Source organism: Nonomuraea harbinensis (genome assembly GCF_019396385.1).
Lineage (GTDB): Bacteria > Actinomycetota > Actinomycetes > Streptosporangiales > Streptosporangiaceae > Nonomuraea > Nonomuraea ferruginea.
The window spans coordinates 42857-59410 of sequence record NZ_JAHKRN010000033.1 but is presented as its reverse complement, the minus strand read 5'-3'; the positions used below and the strand labels follow the sequence as shown (position 1 = coordinate 59410).

Here is a 16554-nt window from a genome sequence, read left to right as displayed (position 1 = left end):
GACCACATGTCTGACATCGAGGTCGCCGGCCGCGAAGTCCGCATCACCAGCCCCGACAAGGTGATCTTTCCCCGCACCGGCCACACCAAGCTCGACCTGGTGCGTTACTACCAGGCCGTGGGCGAGGCGGCGCTGCGCGGCGTCCACGGGCGGCCGATGGTGCTCAAGCGGTTCGTGCGCGGCGTGGAGGAGGAGCCGTTCTTCCAGAAGCGCGCCCCCGCCAAGCGGCCCGGCTGGATCGAGGTGGCCGAGCTGAAATACCGGTCAGGGCTGAGCGCCGAGGAGGTCGTCTGCACCGATCTGGCCCAGCTCGCCTGGGTGGTCAACCTCGGGTGCGTCGACCTCAACCCGCACCCCGTGCGCGCCGACGACCTGGCCCACCCCGACGAGTTGCGCATCGACCTCGACCCGGTGCCCGGCGTCGAGTGGGACGACGTGCTGCGCACCGCCCAGGTGGCCCGCGAGGTGCTCGCCGACCACGGCCTGACCGCCTGGCCCAAGACGTCCGGCTCGCGCGGCTTCCACGTCTACGCCCGCATCGACCGGCGTTGGCCGTTCGCCCAGGTGCGCAAGGCGGCCGAGACCGTGGCCCGCGAGGTCGAGCGGCGCGCCCCCGACCTGGCCACCAGCCGGTGGTGGAAGGAGGAGCGCCACGGCGTGTTCGTCGACTTCAACCAGAACGCCTACGACCGCACCGTCGCCTCCGCCTACTCGGTGCGCGCCGTCCCCGACGCCCGCGTCTCCACCCCGCTCACCTGGGACGAGGTGCCGGGCTGCCGGCCGGAGGCGTTCACCGTCGACACCGTTCCCGCCCGGCTGGCCGAGTCGGGCGACCCGTGGGAGGACATGGACCTGCACCCCGGCTCCCTCGACGGCCTGCTCGCGCTCGCCGAGGAGCTCGGCCCGCCGGCCAAGCCGCCCAAGGGCACCGGCCGCAGGCGGCAGACCAGACCCGTCATCGAGATCGCCAAGGCCCAGCACAAGGACGAGGCGCTGGCCGGCCTCGAACGCTGGAAGGCCCGCCACCCCGGCGTCGCCGCCCGGCTGGAGCCCGCCGACGTGCTGGTCGACGGCATGCGCGGGCGCAGCAGTGTGTGGTACCGGATTCGCGTCAACCTCCAGCACGTCCCCGAGGCGGAGCGCCCGCCGCAGGAGCCGCTGGAGGTCGACTACGACCCCTGGAGTTAGCGGCCGGAGATCAGGTCGGCGATGCGGGCGTAGGGCGAGGTGGTGGTGCCGTGGTCGTTCTCGCTCCGGTCGGCGGCCCTGTAGAGGGCGTAGATCAGCTGCACGCCGATCCAGCGCAGCGGCTCCGGCTCCCACTGCCGCACCTGGCGGCCCACCCACGGCAGCGACGTCAGCTCGGTGTCGCGCCGCAGCACCAGGTCGCGCAGCGTGCGCCCGGCCAGGTTGGTGGTGGTCACGCCGCTGCCGACGTAGCCGCCCGCCCAGCCGAGCCCCGTCTCGTGGTCCAGGTGCACCGTCGAGCACCAGTCGCGCGGCACCCCGAGCACGCCGCACCACGCGTGCTGCACCCGCGCGTCGGCGGTGGCCGGGAACAACTTGACGAGCATCCGCCAGAGCGACGCGACCGTCTGCGCCTGCGTGGCCCCCCAGACGTCGGTACGCGACCCGTACCGGTAGGGCACGCCCCGCCCGCCGATGGCGATCCGGTCGTCGGCCGTGCGCTGCGCGTAGATGTAGCCGTGCGCCTGGTCGCCGAGCAGTTCGTTGCCCGACCAGCCGATGTGCTTCCACATCTCGGCGGGCAGCGGCTCGGTGACGATCATCGAGCTGTTCATCGGCAGCCACTGCCGGTGCTGGCCCGTCAGGCTGGCGGTGAAGCCCTCCGTCGCGCGGATCACGTACTCGGCCGTGACCGTGCCGCGCGTGGTGACGGCCGACGCCCGGCCCGCCTCGCGCGGGCGGATCTCGGTCACCGTGGTGCTCTCGAAGATGTCCACGCCCAGCGCCTCGGCGGCGCGGGCCAGCCCGATCGCCAGCTTGGCCGGCTGGATGCGGGCGCAGTGCGGCGAGTAGGCGCCCTCGATGGCGCCGGCCACGTGCAGCCGCTCGCCCATCTCGTCGCGGTCCATCAGGCGCATGTCGTCCTCGCCGTACCCCCACGTGCGCAGGTCGGCGACCTCGGCGCGGAGGCGGCGGCGCTGCGCCGGGTTGGTGGCGGCGTGCACCAGCCCGCCCTTGTGGACGTCGGCGTCGATGCCCTCCTCACGGGCCACGTCGATGACCTCGTCCACCGCGCGGAACATGGCGTGCTGCAGGTCGATCATGGCCTGGCGGCCGCGCGCCCTGGCGTGCCGCTTGCGCGACCCGGCGAACTCCGCCGACAGCCAGCCCCCGTTGCGGCCGGACGCGCCGAACCCGGCGAACTCCTTCTCCAGCACGGCGATCCGCAGGTCAGGCTGGGCCTTCTTCAGGTAGTAGGCCGTCCACAGGCCGGTGTAACCGCCGCCCACGATCGCCACGTCGTACACGCGCGGGCCGGGCAGCGGCGCCCGGCGCGCCGGCAGTCCGGCCTGCCGGTACCAGAACGAGACCCCGCCGTTGGCGAAGTCCCCCGTCAGCGGGATCCCATTCACGTCTGAAACCGCCTTCCATGTCAGGCTAGTGGGGAAGAGAGGAACGGAGCCGGGCGCCCCGTCGGTGATCCGGGTGCTCAGGCCGGGGTGGGCGGGCTGATCACCCAGATGACCTCGGCCGGCTGGTCGCCCTCGTTGGCCACGCGGTGCGGCACCGAGGTCCGGTACTCCACGCTGTCACCCGGCCCGAGCACGTGCGGGGAGGCAGAGCCCGACGGGCCGAGCCACACGGTGATCCGGCCGTGGAGCACGAGGAGGATCTCCTGCGACTCGCCGTGGGAGTACGGCTCGTCCCCGGTGGAGGCACCGGGGTCGAACTCGCCCGCGTACACCTCCACGTTCTGGAGAGGACGCTGGGAGATCAGGTACTTGCGGGTGCCGGGGGCGGTGCGTAACTCGGGACGCGACGGGCGGCGCACCACGCGGTGCCCGATCTCGTCCTCCTCGCTGAACAGGTCGGCCACGGTCAGGCCGAGCGCCGTGGCGATCCGCCTGAGCATGCCGATGCTGGCGCTGGTCCGGCCGCGCTCAAGCTGGCTGATGAAGCTCGGGCTCGCCTTCGCCTCGACGGCCAGTCCGCGCACGGTCATGCGGCGCATGTTCCGGTACGTCCGGATGCGCGCACCCAGGCGGGCGGTCTCTGGCTCCGTCATCGAACCCTCGGTCGGCGGCACTGAACAAGGTGTTCAGTGTAACGGAAGGGACCGTACAGGTTAGGAGAAACCCCAGCAAAACGGCATACTACGCCCGGGTCTGCCGCTGGTAACCCTCGTCGCCGCCGTACACCCGCACATCCGGATCGCGCTCCGGCTGGTTCGCCGGGCTGGTCGGCGACGCGGTGTGCTCCTCGGCGAAGTCGTCCGACAGCTCGGCCGCCGGCGTCAGCCACTCCCGCCACCCGAGCGTGCCCAGCGGGGCGTTCCTGACCATCAGCCAGCCCGCCCGCTGCTCGGCCGCCGCCTTGCCGGGATAGCGCACCCGCGGGCACAGACGGCGCAGCCCGCGCGCCCTGAGCCAGGTCCTGACCAGCTCGGAGGTGCTGAGCACCTCCGGGCCGCCGTACGCGAGCGCCGCCCGGCGCGGCTCGCCCGCCAGCAGCCCCGTCAGGTAGCCGGCCACCTCCCGGGCGTCCACCGGCTGCCAGGGCAGCGACGGGTCCACCGGGAGCACGGGAGAGGCGGCCCACTGCCGCAGCAGCAGGTCCAGCGACTGGTGCAGGTGGCTGTGGCGGACGAGGGTCCAGCCCAGGCCGCTGCTCCTGACGACGCGTTCGGCGTCCTCCCGGCGCCGGCGCTCCCGTCCGGTCGCCGGCGCCGCCACCCGCAGCAGGTGCGGCACGCCCGCCCCGCACGCGGCGGCCACCAGCGCGCGAGCGGCCGCCGGGTCCGCGCGCCGCTCAGGCAGGAGCAGGACGGCGTCGCAGCCGCGCACGGCGTCCTTCACCCGCTCGCCGGGGAACCACCGGGAGTCGCCGCCTTCACCAGGTCCCCGGCCCAGCGCGCGGACCTCGTGACCCGCCTTGACCAGGGCGGGCACGGTCGCCCTGCCCAGCGCCCCGCCCGCTCCCGACATCAGAATGCGCATGCCGGGCTACTACCCCCCACCTGCGGGTTCAGGCGGCGGCGGAGTACGACTCGGCGATGCCCCCCGCCGCCGTGCGCAGGATGTCGACCAGGCGCGGCAGCTCGCGGGCCCGGCGGGAGGCCAGCACGATGCCCAGCGCGGCGATGGCCCGGCCCTCCACCAGCACCGGGGCGGCGGCCGAGCAGGAGCCCAAGGTCATCTCCTCGTACGTGAGCGCGTATCCCTGGGCGCGGACCGTGGACAGCTCGCGGGCCAGCCGGCCCGGCTCGGTGATGGTGTGCGGGGTGGGCCGCTCCAGCTCGCGCGCCAGATAGGCGCGGACGAACCAGTCGGGCTCGTAGGCCAGCAGCGCCTTGCCCACCCCGGTCGGGTGCATCGGCAGCCGCCCGCCCGCCCTGGACACGATCGGCACCGCCCGCCGCCCGTACACCTTGTCGACGTACAGCACCTCCAGGCCCTCGCGGACGGCCAGGTGGACGTTCTCGCCGGTGCCGGCGAACACCTCCTGCAGCCACGGGTGCGCCAGGTCCTGCAGCCGGCCGGGCGCGAGCTGCCCCAGCTCCCACAGCCGCAGCCCCACGCTCAGCCGCCCGTCGGGGCCGCGGCCGAGCGCCTGCCACCGCTCCAGCTCGCCCACCAGCCGGTGCGCCGTCGTCAGCGGCACCCCGCTGCGCGCCGCCACCTCGGTGAGCGTCAGCCGCGGGTGCGCGGCGTCGAACGCGCCGAGGATCGCCAGGACCTTGGACGTCACGCTCCTGCCCGGCTCCCGTGCTCCACCTGCCATGCGCCCATCCTCGCAGGATTCTTCCGCTCAGTGGAAGCGCCCCCTCGATCCGCGGGGCGGGAAGGCAGGATGCTTTCCGCATGCGGACTCAGGTAGGGATCATCGGAGCCGGCCCCGCCGGCCTGCTCCTGTCTCACCTGCTCCACCTGCGCGGCATCTCCTCGGTGGTGCTGGAGAGGCGTAGCCGCGACTACGTCGAGCGGCGCGTCCGCGCCGGGGTGCTGGAGCAGGGCACGGTGGACACGCTCGTCGAGGCGGGCGTCGGCGGGCGGATGCTCCGGGAGGGGCTGCCGCACCACGGCATCGAGCTCAGGTACGGCGGCGCGGGACACCGCGTCCCGTTCGAGAAGCTGGTGCCCGGCCGGGCCATCACCGTGTACGGGCAGCAGGAAGTGGTCAAGGACCTCATCGCCGCCAGGCTGGAGGCGGGCGGCGACATCCGGTTCGAGGTCGAGGACGTGGCGCTGCACTCCCTGGAGGACCGGCCCTACCTGACCTTCGGCGGCGAGCGGCTCGACTGCGACGTGATCGCCGGCTGCGACGGCTTCCACGGCGTGTCCAGACCGGCCGTGCCCGAGGGCGTGCTGACCGCGTACGAGCGCGAGTACCCGTTCGCCTGGCTCGGCATCCTCGCCAACGTCGCGCCCTCGTCCGAGGAACTCATCTACGCGCGCAACGAGCGCGGCTTCGCCCTGCACAGCATGCGCTCGCCCACGGTGAGCCGCTTCTATCTGCAGGTGCCGCCGGACGCCGACGTCGAAGACTGGCCCGATGGGCGCGTCTGGGACGAGCTGAAGGCCCGCCTGGAGACCGTGCCCGGCTTCACCCTCACCACCGGCGAGATCGTGGAGAAGGGCGTCACGCCGATGCGCTCCTTCGTCGTGGAGCCCATGCAGTACGGCAGGCTCTACCTGGCCGGCGACGCCGCCCACATCGTGCCGCCCACCGGCGCCAAGGGCCTCAACCTGGCCGTCGCCGACGTGCGCGTGCTGACCGAGGCGCTGGCGGCGTACTTCGAGGACGGCTCGGCCGAACTGCTCGACGGCTACTCCGCCGCCTGCCTCAAGCGGGTCTGGCGGGCCCAGCACTTCTCCTGGTGGATGACGACGCTGCTGCACACGTTCGACTCCGACGACGCCTACGGGCGGCGGCTGCAGCTCTCCTACCTGGACTACGTGACCTCGTCCGAGGCGGCGGCGACCACCTTGGCGGAGAACTACGTCGGCTACGAATGGTGACCGAAGGACAGACCATGACTCATCCGCCCTACCTGTATCCCGGCTACCAGAGCACCGTGCTGCGCGCCCCGTCGCGGCCCCCGGTGGCGTTCAAGGCCGACCCCGACGCGATCGAGCTGAGCAGCCCCGTCTTCGGGCACGACGAGGTCGGCTCCCTGGACGCCGACCTGACCCGGCAGCACGCCGGCGAGCCGATCGGTGAGCGGATCATCGTCACCGGCCGCATCCTGGACGACGGCGGACGCCCGGTCCGCGGCACGCTCGTGGAGGTCTGGCAGGCCAACTCCGCCGGACGGTACGCGCACGCGGGCGACCAGCACCCGGCGCCGCTCGACCCGAACTTCACCGGCGCCGGCCGCTGCCTCACCGACGACGAGGGCCGCTACCGGTTCGTCACGATCAAGCCGGGCGCGTACCCGTGGCGCAACCACCCGAACGCCTGGCGGCCCGCCCACATCCACTTCTCGGTGTTCGGCACCGCCTTCACCCAGCGGCTCGTCACCCAGATGTACTTCCCCGGCGACCCGCTCATGCCGTTCGACCCGATCATGCAGTCCATCCCGGACGAGGCGGCCCGCCAGCGGCTCGTGTCCTCGTACGCGCACGACGTCACCCAGCCCGAGTGGGCGCTCGGCTACACCTTCGACGTCGTCCTCGGCCGTACCCCCATGGAGTCCTGATGCCCGCGACCCCCTCGCAGACCGTCGGCCCCTTCTTCGCGCACGCGCTCCCGTACGAGCACGACTGGGAGCTCGTCCCCGAGCGGCACCCGGAGGCGATCACGCTCACCGGCCGCGTCTGGGACGGCGCCGGCGAGCCGGTCCCTGACGCGCTGCTGGAGCTGTGGCTCGGCCGCACCGGCGACCGGGGCGCGCTCCGCCGCGGCGACGGCGGCGTGTCCGGATTCGGCCGCTGCGCCACCGATCCCGACGGCCGCTACCGCTTTCGAACCATCCGTCCCTCCGGGCCGTACCTCTCCTTGCAGATCTTCGCCCGCGGCCTGCTGCGCTCCGTCCTGACCCGCGTGTACCTGGAGGACCTTCCTGACCCGCTGCTGGACGGACTCGACCCGGCCAGGCGTGCGACACTCCTCGCGACGGGGAAGGGGGACACCTACGAGTTCGACGTACGCCTGCAGGGCGAAGGGGAGACGGTGTTCCTTGACTTCTGACGACACCCCCGACAGCGCGTCGGGGGGTTCCGGCGCTCCCTCCGGGGGCTCCGGTGGCGCGGCAGCGGGCGCGTCCCGAGGTTCTGGCGCCGCTTCCGGAGGTTCCGGCGGTGCGGCAGCGGGCGCGTCCGGGGGTTCTGGTGCCGCCTCCTGGGGGACCGCCGCCGTCGCGGGCGGCTCCGGAGAGGGTTCCGGGGCGCTCGATAGCGGGCTTCTGGCGCCGGTGCGTGCGGGCGTCCGCGTCGAGGAGCTGACGTCCGACCAGGCCTGGGTACGGGCGATGCTGGACGCCGAGGCGGCCTTGACCCGAGCGCAGGCGCGGGCGGGCCTGGTGCCGGAGGAGGCGGCGGCGCTGATCGGCCGCGCGGCGGCGGAGCTGGACGTGGACGTGCCCGCCCTGGCCCGACGCGCCCGCCGGTCGGCCAACCCCGTCGTGCCGCTGGTGTCCGACCTGCGCGTGGCCGCCGCCGCGGCGGCCTCCCATGTGCACCTGGGCGCCACCAGCCAGGACATCCTGGACACCGCCGCGATGCTGGTCGCCCGCCGGGCGTCCGAAGCCATCCTCGCCGACCTCGACGCCGTCGCGGCGTCCCTGGCCGGCCTGGCGGAGCGGCACCGCACCACGGTGATGGCCGCCCGCACGCTGGGCCAGCAGGCCGTCCCCACCACCTTCGGCCTGAAGGCGGCCACCTGGCTGGCAGGCGTCCTGCGCGCCCGCGACCGCCTGGCGGCCGTCCCCCTCCCCGCCCAGCTCGGCGGCGCCGCCGGCACCCTCTCCGCCCTCACCGAAGCCGCCGAAGGCCCTCCCACGAGCGCCCAGTCTCCCGAAGGAGCGGGAGCCGCAGAGACACCCTCTCCCACTCCACACCAGCCCGGCGAAGGTCGTACGCGTGAAGGGCGGGCGGCCTCTGGCGTCGGTGGACACCCGCCTTCGGCAGGGGAACGGGCCCTGCGCGTCGTCGAGTTGTTCGCCCAGGAGACCGGGCTGGTCGCGCCCGAGATCCCGTGGCACGCCGAACGGTCGGTCGTCGCCGACCTGGGCGCGGCGCTGGCCGGGGTGTCGACGGCGCTCGGCAAGATCGCCGCCGACGTCGTGCTCATGTCGCAGACCGAGGTCGGCGAGGTGGCCGAGGCGTCACCGGGCGGCTCGTCCGCCATGCCGCACAAGCGCAACCCCGCCCTGTCCGTCCTGATCCGCGCCGCCTCGCTCCAGGTCCCCGTCTACGCGCAGGCGCTGGCCCAGGTGGGGGAGCACGAACGCGCGGCGGGCGCCTGGCAGGCCGAGTGGAGCCCGCTCCGCGAGTGCCTGCGGCTGACCGGCGGCGCCGCGGAGACCGCCGCGGAACTGACCGCCGGCCTCCAGGTCTTCCCGGGCCAGATGCGCGCCAACGCCGGGCTCACCGGCGGCCGCATCGTCTCCGAACGCCTGGCCGCCCACCTCGGCCGGGACGCGCTCACCGGGACGCTCCGCCGGGACGGCCCCCTCGACGCCCCCGCCGACCTGCTGGACCCGTCCGGCTACCTGGGCGCGGCCCCGGCCCTCACCGACCGAGTCCTGGCCGCGTACCGAGACAGAGAAGGACACCAGTGAAGCTCCATCATCGCGTCGACGGCCCCGCCGGCGGGCCGCTGCTCGTGCTCGGCCCGTCGCTGGGCACCACCCTGGACGTCTGGAAGCCGCAGCTGCCGGCGCTGACCGACCGGTGGCGGGTGCTCCGGTACGACCTGCCGGGGCACGGCGGCTCGCCCGCGGCCGGCGGGTTCACACTCGACGACCTGGCCCTGGCCGTGCTCGACCTCGTGGACGAGCCGTACTTCGCCATCGGCGGGATCTCGGTCGGCGGCGCGGTCGCCGCGACCGCCGCGCTCAGGGCGCCGGAGCGGGTGCGGAGCCTGATCATGTGCTGCTCGTCCGCCAGGTTCGGCGAGCCGGGCCCCTGGCGGGAGCGGGCGGCACAGGTACGGAACGCGGGCGTGCGGTCGCTCGGGCCCGTGCTGGCCTCACGCTGGTTCACCGACGGGTACGACGGAGGCTGGGTCATCGACATGCTCGGCCAGGTCGACGACGAGTCCTACGCCGCCTGCTGCGAGGCGCTGGCCGGTTACGACCTGAGGACCGGGCTGCCGGAGATCGCCGCGCCCGCGCTGATCATAGCGGGGGCCGACGACCCGGCGACGCCGCTGGAGCACGCGCTCACCCTGACCACCGGCATCCCGGGCGCCCTGCTCGCGGCCATCCCGGCGGCCTCGCACCTGGCGACCGTCCAGCGTCCGGTCCCGGCGACGGCCGCGATCCTGCGCCACCTCTCCGACACCTGGCCGGCGGGCGCGGGCAAGGCCGCGGGGGAGAGCCGGGCCGACGGGATGCGGACCCGGCGCGAGGTGCTCGGCGGCGCGCACGTCGACCGGGCCAACGCCGCCATCACCGACTTCACCCGCGACTTCCAGGATCTCATCACCCGCTACGCCTGGGACGAGATCTGGAACCGTCCCGGCCTCGACCGGCGCGCCCGCAGCGTCGCCACGCTCACCGCGCTGGTGGCGCGCGGTCACATGGAAGAGCTCGCGATGCACGTACGGGCGGCTCTGCGGAACGGTCTCACCCGCGAGGAGATCAAGGAGGTGCTGCTGCAGACCGCCGTCTACTGCGGGGTCCCGGCGGCCAACTCGGCCTTCGCGGTGGCGCAGCGCACGCTCGCGGACATCGACGCCGAAGGGTAAAAGGGTTTTGGGGTGGTTTATGGTTTAAAGGTGCATTTCGAGGATGGGTGGGCGGCTGCGCCCCTGCAGTGGGTGATGGGGGAGCTGGGCCAGGACCAGCTCGCCAGGATGGCCACCGACCCCGCGCTGGTCGCCGCGGTGGACCAGCACGCCGCGATCCTGCGGGACACGATCCCGCTCGACCCCGAGATCCTGGGCGACTACGTGCTGGGCTTCCTGGACGGACTGCGCGAGTGGGGCTGGTTCTACGACGGCCTGCCCGACCCTCCGGCGCTCCGCCTGACGGCCGCGTGCTGGCTCGCCCACCGGCACGGCTTCCTCACCGGCGACCTCCCCGCCTAGGCCGTCCGCGGGCCCGTCATGCCCGCGCCGGCAGCTGGTCCAGCGGCTCGTTCCGGTACAGGCGCCCGATGGCATCGGCCAGGAGCGGCGCCACCGAGCACACATCAAGCGGCATCCCCGAGTCGGGCCGCTGCGCGACGGTGTCGGTGACCAGGATCCGCCGGATCATGCCACGGTTGAGGCGCTCGGCCGCCGATGCCACGAACAACCCGTGCGTCGCCACCACCACGATCTCCGGCGCGGCACCGTGGCCGGCCACCACCTCCGCGGCAGCCTCGATGGTGCCGCCCGTACTGATCATGTCGTCGACGATGACCACCGGACGATCCCGTACATCCCCCACCAGTTCCTCGGCGACCACACGTGTCCCGCTCAGCCTGGTCTTGCGCACCACCGCCACAGGACACGACAGCAGAGCGCCGTAATGCTCCGCCAGCTTGACCGCGCCGAGATCAGGCGCCACCACCACGGCCTCGTCCGGCACCTGCTCACCCAGCACGCGGGCGAGGGACGGCACGGCCGTCAGCATCTCCACCGGAACAGCGCAGATCGCCTCCAGCGCGGTCGTGTGCGGATCCGTCACGATCAGACGCCGCATCCCGGCCGACGCGAGCGCGTCCGCGACGACGCGGATTCCGATCGCCTGCCCGGACCGGCCACGACGGTCCTGACGGGCGTATCCGAAGTACGGCATGACCGCGGTGATCTGCGCCGCGCCCGCCCGACGGCAGGCGTCGATCAGCAACAGCGACTCCATCACGTGTTCGTTGACCGGCGGGCTCGTGGGTTGAACCAGATAGACGTCCGCACCCCGCATCCCGCCCACGACGGGCCGGAGCTCTCCGTCCGGAAATCGCTCCACCGCCGCGGAGACCGGCGCGATGCCGAGAATCCCGGCCACGGAGCCGGCCAGCGCGTGGTTGGCCGTTCCCGCCACGATCTGCAGTGTCATCGGTGTGGTCCACCTCCGCTCCTGGCGGGGCGCCTACCCCTCGCTGCCCTCGCTCCCCCTCCGGCCCAGGCCGGCCGCGAGCAGCAGCTCGTGGGCGAGTCGTGCGGCCCGCTCCGCATGCGGCTGCCCGGGCTCCTCCACCGGCGGGCTCTCCAGGCCGCGGGCCAGGGCCAGACTCGCCTCCGCCAACGCCTGGAGCTGCTGGTCGACTTTGTCGGCCCGGGCCCTGAGAGCGTTCAGCTCGGCCTCGAGCGCATGAGTTCGTTCTTCTGAAGAAACCACGTCAGGCTGGGGCTCGGACATCTGACCCACCTCTCAGGAAGCGCTCGCTCTGCTTTTCCCCTGCCCAGGGTCGGCGCCGTGTCACAGCGTCCAGACCTCCTTTCCGCCTGTTGGTGATGCGGAGGGGTCGGTGGGCGGGATCTCGAACCGCCCGCTCGCCTCTGCCATGAGCTCGTTCAGCCTTCGGGTGCGGGTCCGTCGCCTATGACCAGCACGGCCCCCGGTGAACGCGGGGTCGCGGCCGGGCCGAGTCGGCCCGGCCGCCCCCGCATCGTCCCGGAGGGCGGCGGGAGTCAGGGCTCCCGGATGTCCGGCCGGGTGGAGCCGACCGTCCCGGTGCCGGTCTGCGGCGTGATCCGCTGCTCCGACGTGCCGCGCTCGGCCATCTCCTCGGGCGTCATGGCACGGGCGTGCTCACGCCCCTGCTGGTACGCCTCCGCGTGCGCCCTGGCCTGCGGCGCCTCCTCCTCGATCCGGCTGAGCCAGCGCTCCCACCGCTGCTGCATGGGCCGCACGAGCCCGCCGCCGACGCCGATGGCCGCGATCGCGCCCACTGTGGCGAGCGCCGCGATCAGGACCGGGGTGGTGACCGCCGTGGCCACGCCGATCTGGTTGAGCGCGGCGATGATACCCAGCGCCCAGATGAACACTTCCGCGGCCACGGCCAGCAGGCGGCCGTAGGACAGCCCGCCGAGCGCGCCCCTGATGATGTCGCCGACGGCCTTCGCGATCGCTCCGGCCACCACGATGATCACGATGGCCACGATCGCCATGGGCAGCCACGCCACCACGGCGTTCAGCAGCGCGGAGATCGGGTTCGGCCCGAACACGCTGAACGCGATCTGCAGGGTGACCAGGATGATCGCATAGAAGACGATCCTGGCGAGCAGGCTGCTCGCGTCGTACTGGCTGCGCTCCAGCCACCTCTGCACGCCACTGCGCTGGACGGCCCGGTCGAACCCGACCCGCTCCAGAACCTTGTCGACGACCTTCTCCAGCAGCTTCGCCACGATCCAGCCGATGATGAGTATGACCAGGAACGCGATGAGTCTTGGTACGAATGTCGCGATCATTCGCCAGGCATCGGATATGCCCTGGCCTATGTTGATGTCCACGGTTTCCCCCTCCGAGGAGCCAATGTCAGCGCGCTACCCGCTCGGAGTGGCTATATGCACGCAGCGTGACATAATCTGCGCAGAAGCGGCCAAATGGTAAACAGAGCGTGATGATGGATGCCCTTGAGGTCAAGACCGCTCGATGATTCGCCCTGGCCCGGTGCAACGAGAAAGCCCCAGACCTGGCGGGTGCCAGAATCTGGGGCTTTGTGGGGTGGACGATACTGGGATTGAACCAGTGACCTCTTCCGTGTCAGGGAAGCGCTCTCCCGCTGAGCTAATCGTCCGTATTGAGTTGTCACTCAGAGCGGAAGACGGGATTCGAACCCGCGACCCTCACCTTGGCAAGGTGATGCTCTACCCCTGAGCCACTTCCGCATGGCACTGCTCTTACCTTAGCGGATCTCGTGAGATCCGCCGAATCTGCCGAGGTGGAGACGGGATTTGAACCCGTGTAGACGGCTTTGCAGGCCGCTGCCTCGCCTCTCGGCCACTCCACCAGGAGTTGAACTCCGAGCGGAAGACGGGATTCGAACCCGCGACCCTCACCTTGGCAAGGTGATGCTCTACCCCTGAGCCACTTCCGCGTGTCTCCGGCGCCAGCCGGTTACGAAGAAAACCATATCGCTTTCCGGGAGTGCCCGTGTCCATGGAGCAGCTCCCGGGGCGAAAATCAGCGGACGAGGCGGACGTCCTCCGCCTTGACGAACGCGACGCGGTGGCCGAGCTGGATCTGGTGGTAGCGCTGCCTGCCCCTCACGGTGACGTGGCTCGCGGGCTTGTATCCGGCCGCATGGTACGAACCGGTCAGGGTGTCGCCGACCGTGTACGCCTCGCCGGGGCCGATCCGGTACGGGAGCGCGACATGAGGCTGGTAGGCGACACCCGTGCCGCGATAGGCCGACTTCTCCGGGTAGGCGCGCCCGTACACCTTGACGTCCGGGTTGCGCGGGACCACCACGGGGCCGCGGGCGCGGACGGCGGTCGGGTGCTCGTGCGGGTCGTGGAACCAGGCACGGCGGCCGAGATACCAGATGGCCGTCCAGTCGCCGCGCCGCCCGGCCACCGCGAACCGCTGCCCGGCGGAGGCGCGGGCGCTGTGGTCGTAGACGCTGTACGTGCTGGGCTCGCCGACGCGCTTGCCGATGTCGTCCACCAGCGGCGCGTCGTGGCGGGGCGCCGTGTGCAGCCACACCGCGGACGCGCCGTGCGGCGGGCACGGCCGGTCGGGCTTGGCGCTCTTGCAGCCGGTGAAACGCGGCCGGTGCTCGTCGTACTCCGGCAGGATCAGGACGGATCCCCCACGCCCGGGCCGTTCCCGCACAACCCTGCCGAACCCGACCCCATCACGCATGACCGAGCTTGCGGCGGTCTGGTCGCGCATGGAGGTCTGGTCACGCACGACCGGGCCGCTCTGACCGCGCACGACCGCGTCCTCCGCGAGCTGATCAAGCCCGATGGTGTCGGCGGCGGTCTGATCACGCGCGGCCGGATCCGCGGCGGTCCGGTCATGCGCGGCTAGGTCTGCAGGGGTGTGGTGGTGCGTGGCAGGGTCCGCGGTGGTCTGGTCATGTGCGGCCGGATCCGCAGGGGTGTGGTGGTGCGTGGCAGGGTCCGTGGCGGTTCCGTCGTGCGCGGCCGGGTCCGCGGCGGTGTGGTGCATGGGCAGGTCTGTGGTGGTGTGGTCGCGTATGGCTGGGGCCGCCGGAGGCTGGGCGTGGGAGGGACTGGTCGTGTCGGGGTGGTCTGGTTCTTCGCCGTACGAGGTGGCGGGCTCGTCGGTGGCTGCCTTCCTCAGGGGGTCGAGTCGCCGGGGGCGCTTGTCGAAGGGGGCGTCGAGCAGGTCGAAGTAGTGGGCCCAGTCCCAGTAGGGGCCGGGGTCCTCGTGCATGGTCGCGAGGGTGTCCGGGGTGGTGCCGGGGACGTTGTCGTGGCCCAGGATGTGCGCCCGGTCGAGCGGGATGTCGTGCTCGGCGGCCAGGTGGCGGACCAGCCGGGCCGACGCGCGGTACATGGCCTCGGTGTACCAGGTGCCGCCCCTGGCCAGGTAGCCCTCGTGCTCGATGCCGACCGAGCGGGTGTTGACGTCCCAGTTGCCGGCGTGCCAGGCGATGTCGCGGGTCTTCACGTGCTGGGCGATCTGGCCGTCGCGGGAGCGGATCGTGTAGTGCCAGCTCACGTACTCCGGGTCGCGGATCAGGCGTGGGATGCCCCGGAAGGGGCCCTCGGTGTCGTGGATGACGATGTAGTCGATACGGCGGGGGCGGCTCATGCGGTCGTGGTTGCCGTAGTCCTGCTCGCCGGTCCTGGCGTACGCGGCGGGCATCCACCGGCACTCCAGCGACGGCGGGCACTCGGCCCCCTCCCCCGGAGCGGGCGGGCGGACGGGGGAGCGGAGCGCGGGGTGCGCGGGCAGCCGGACCAGGGAGCCGTCGTCCGCCCGTCGGGCCGCGCCGTCGCGGATCACCCGCAGCACCTCGTCGGCGAACGCGCGCGAGCCCGAGTAGCGGGCGACCGCGGCGTGCCAGCGGGCCGGGTCGGCGCTGGGCACGCCCTGGTAGGACGCGAGCAGGGCGGCGCCGGCCCGGATGTTCGCGGCGGCGTCCCTCCGCAGCCGCTCGACGCTGACCCCCGTCAACCGCGCCGCCTCCCCGAGAGTCGCCCCCCAGTCGCCTCCGGACGAGGCCGACTCTCCCGAGGTCACTCCCCGATCGCCGCTTCCGGACCGCGCCCCCTCGCCGCGGGCCGCGCCCCGATCGCCGCTTCCAGGGCGCGCCGCCTCCCTCCGATCGCCGCTTCCGGGCGGCGCCGCCTCTCGCCGATCGCCGCTTCCGGTCCGCGCCGCCTCTTTCGAGGTCGCTCGCTGGGAGCCGGATGCCGGCCGGGTGGTCTCGTGGGGTGTCGTCCCCTTGCCTTCCGCCGGGCCCGCCGTCAGGGCGCCGGACAGTGCGGCAGGTTTGCCCGGGGGATCCAGGTGCGGGCGGGGGCGGGCGGAGTCGCCGCGGGCGTCGCCGTGCTGGTGGCCCGGCGCGGCGGCGCGGGGGAGGGGGCCGTGCGGCCGGCCGCCGGAGCGGGGACCGGCGCCCGTGATGAGCGCGGGGTCCAGCAGGTGCATGGGGCCGTAACCGCCCGCCGTGGAGGGCTCGCCCGCGTGCGCGTCCCAGCGCGACTGCAGGTACGACACGCCCAGGAGCACGCTGACCGGCACCCCGTACTCCCTGGCCGCCGAGGCGAAGTCGTCCTGGCGTCCCCCCGGCTGGCCGGCCAGGACGGCGGCGGCGACGGCGACCTGCAACAGCATGACGGACCTCCACGCGACGGTACGACGCGAACACTGTGCGTCACCATTCCCGCGCCCGCATGGGATCTACCTAAAGCCGCACACCTGATTGGGAGAAGCCGAGCCCTCGCCGGAGCTGATTTCTGCCCGATATCGGGCAGGATGTTGGCGTGTCTCGTTCCATCTGCGTAATGTCCTCGTCTGTGTCTACGGCGCGGCATCCCTACGAGGACCTCATCGTCCACCTCACCCGGACGAGCCCGCTCGGGCCCGGCGAGGCGGCGCGCGTGGTGGCCGACGTGCTGTCGTACTTCTCCGAGCCCTCGGAGGAGTTCGTCCGGCGTCGCCACGGGGAGTTGCAGGCCCGTGGCTTCACCAACGATGAGATCTTTCCCAGGATCGCCGCCGAGCTGAGGGCCCGCCGGGTGGCGGCGCCCGAGCTGTCGCTGCGGCAACTGCGCCGGATCGTCTACGGATAGGAGACT

The 16554-nt window shown here is 72.8% G+C and carries 16 protein-coding genes and 4 tRNA genes; 8 read left to right on the top strand and 12 right to left on the bottom strand.

Going from position 1 to position 16554, the window contains the following annotated elements; all coding sequences use genetic code 11:
* The first annotated feature begins 6 nt into the window (after positions 1-6).
* On the top strand, positions 7-1188 hold the full coding sequence (gene ligD / locus KME79_RS29255; RefSeq protein ID WP_148030653.1) for a non-homologous end-joining DNA ligase: 1182 nt from the start codon (positions 7-9) through the stop codon (positions 1186-1188).
* Here the strand turns inward: ligD and KME79_RS29250 are convergent.
* The 4 genes from KME79_RS29250 to KME79_RS29235 form a co-directional block, all read right to left on the bottom strand.
* On the bottom strand, positions 1185-2600 hold the full coding sequence (locus tag KME79_RS29250) for an NAD(P)/FAD-dependent oxidoreductase (protein ID WP_148030654.1): 1416 nt from the start codon (positions 2598-2600) through the stop codon (positions 1185-1187). The genes ligD and KME79_RS29250 overlap by 4 nt on opposite strands.
* A 77-nt stretch (positions 2601-2677) precedes the next feature.
* Positions 2678-3253 (bottom strand): helix-turn-helix domain-containing protein, encoded by a 576-nt coding sequence (locus KME79_RS29245; RefSeq protein WP_148030655.1) that lies wholly within the window; start codon positions 3251-3253, stop codon positions 2678-2680.
* Between the two features lie 88 nt (positions 3254-3341).
* Complete coding sequence (locus tag KME79_RS29240) at positions 3342-4184, bottom strand: SDR family oxidoreductase (RefSeq protein WP_219547593.1); 843 nt, start codon at positions 4182-4184, stop codon at positions 3342-3344.
* Between the two features lie 28 nt (positions 4185-4212).
* On the bottom strand, positions 4213-4968 hold the full coding sequence (locus KME79_RS29235; RefSeq protein ID WP_148030657.1) for an IclR family transcriptional regulator: 756 nt from the start codon (positions 4966-4968) through the stop codon (positions 4213-4215).
* An 80-nt stretch (positions 4969-5048) separates the two neighbouring features.
* Here KME79_RS29235 and KME79_RS29230 point away from each other — a divergent pair, with 80 nt between their 5' ends.
* The 6 genes from KME79_RS29230 to KME79_RS29205 all read left to right on the top strand — a co-directional run bounded on the left by KME79_RS29230 (position 5049) and on the right by KME79_RS29205 (position 10440).
* Positions 5049-6206 carry a 4-hydroxybenzoate 3-monooxygenase gene (locus KME79_RS29230; protein WP_219547591.1) on the top strand — a complete coding sequence of 386 codons (1158 nt, stop codon included), beginning with the start codon at positions 5049-5051 and terminating at the stop codon, positions 6204-6206.
* A 14-nt stretch (positions 6207-6220) separates the two neighbouring features.
* Positions 6221-6886, top strand: coding sequence for a protocatechuate 3,4-dioxygenase subunit beta (gene pcaH / locus KME79_RS29225; RefSeq protein WP_148030659.1), 666 nt, complete (start codon positions 6221-6223; stop codon positions 6884-6886).
* Positions 6886-7377: a dioxygenase family protein gene (locus KME79_RS29220; protein WP_148030660.1), complete on the top strand. Its 492-nt coding sequence runs from the start codon at positions 6886-6888 to the stop codon at positions 7375-7377. The genes pcaH and KME79_RS29220 overlap by 1 nt, the downstream gene beginning before the upstream one ends.
* 223 nt (positions 7378-7600) lie before the next feature.
* A complete protein-coding gene (locus KME79_RS29215) occupies positions 7601-8968 on the top strand; it encodes a lyase family protein (RefSeq protein ID WP_308249091.1) in 1368 nt (455 codons plus the stop codon).
* Positions 8965-10098 (top strand): bifunctional 3-oxoadipate enol-lactonase/4-carboxymuconolactone decarboxylase PcaDC, encoded by a 1134-nt coding sequence (pcaDC, locus tag KME79_RS29210; RefSeq protein ID WP_219547589.1) that lies wholly within the window; start codon positions 8965-8967, stop codon positions 10096-10098. The genes KME79_RS29215 and pcaDC overlap by 4 nt, the downstream gene beginning before the upstream one ends.
* Before the next feature lie 30 nt (positions 10099-10128).
* Entirely contained in the window at positions 10129-10440 is a 312-nt protein-coding gene (locus KME79_RS29205) for a DUF6401 family natural product biosynthesis protein (protein WP_219547587.1), read from the top strand.
* Between the two features lie 16 nt (positions 10441-10456).
* Here KME79_RS29205 and KME79_RS29200 read toward each other — a convergent pair whose 3' ends face one another.
* From KME79_RS29200 to KME79_RS45440, 8 genes are all read right to left on the bottom strand, one after another.
* Complete coding sequence (locus KME79_RS29200) at positions 10457-11377, bottom strand: ribose-phosphate diphosphokinase (protein ID WP_308249090.1); 921 nt, start codon at positions 11375-11377, stop codon at positions 10457-10459.
* Between the two features lie 48 nt (positions 11378-11425).
* Positions 11426-11695, bottom strand: coding sequence for a hypothetical protein (locus tag KME79_RS29195; protein ID WP_219547583.1), 270 nt, complete (start codon positions 11693-11695; stop codon positions 11426-11428).
* A gap of 272 nt (positions 11696-11967) precedes the next feature.
* Complete coding sequence (locus KME79_RS29190; RefSeq protein ID WP_148034451.1) at positions 11968-12783, bottom strand: mechanosensitive ion channel family protein; 816 nt, start codon at positions 12781-12783, stop codon at positions 11968-11970.
* A 221-nt stretch (positions 12784-13004) separates the two neighbouring features.
* Positions 13005-13076, bottom strand: a tRNA-Val gene (locus KME79_RS29185).
* 19 nt (positions 13077-13095) lie between these two features.
* Positions 13096-13167 (bottom strand) — tRNA-Gly (locus KME79_RS29180).
* A 51-nt stretch (positions 13168-13218) separates the two neighbouring features.
* Positions 13219-13289, bottom strand: a tRNA-Cys gene (locus tag KME79_RS29175).
* Positions 13290-13304: 15 nt separating this feature from the next.
* A tRNA-Gly gene (locus KME79_RS29170) sits at positions 13305-13376 on the bottom strand.
* A gap of 86 nt (positions 13377-13462) precedes the next feature.
* Complete coding sequence (locus tag KME79_RS45440; RefSeq protein ID WP_246640617.1) at positions 13463-16090, bottom strand: N-acetylmuramoyl-L-alanine amidase; 2628 nt, start codon at positions 16088-16090, stop codon at positions 13463-13465.
* Between the two features lie 182 nt (positions 16091-16272).
* Here KME79_RS45440 and KME79_RS29160 point away from each other — a divergent pair, with 182 nt between their 5' ends.
* Entirely contained in the window at positions 16273-16548 is a 276-nt protein-coding gene (locus KME79_RS29160; RefSeq protein WP_261808452.1) for a hypothetical protein, read from the top strand.
* Positions 16549-16554: the final 6 nt, after the last annotated feature.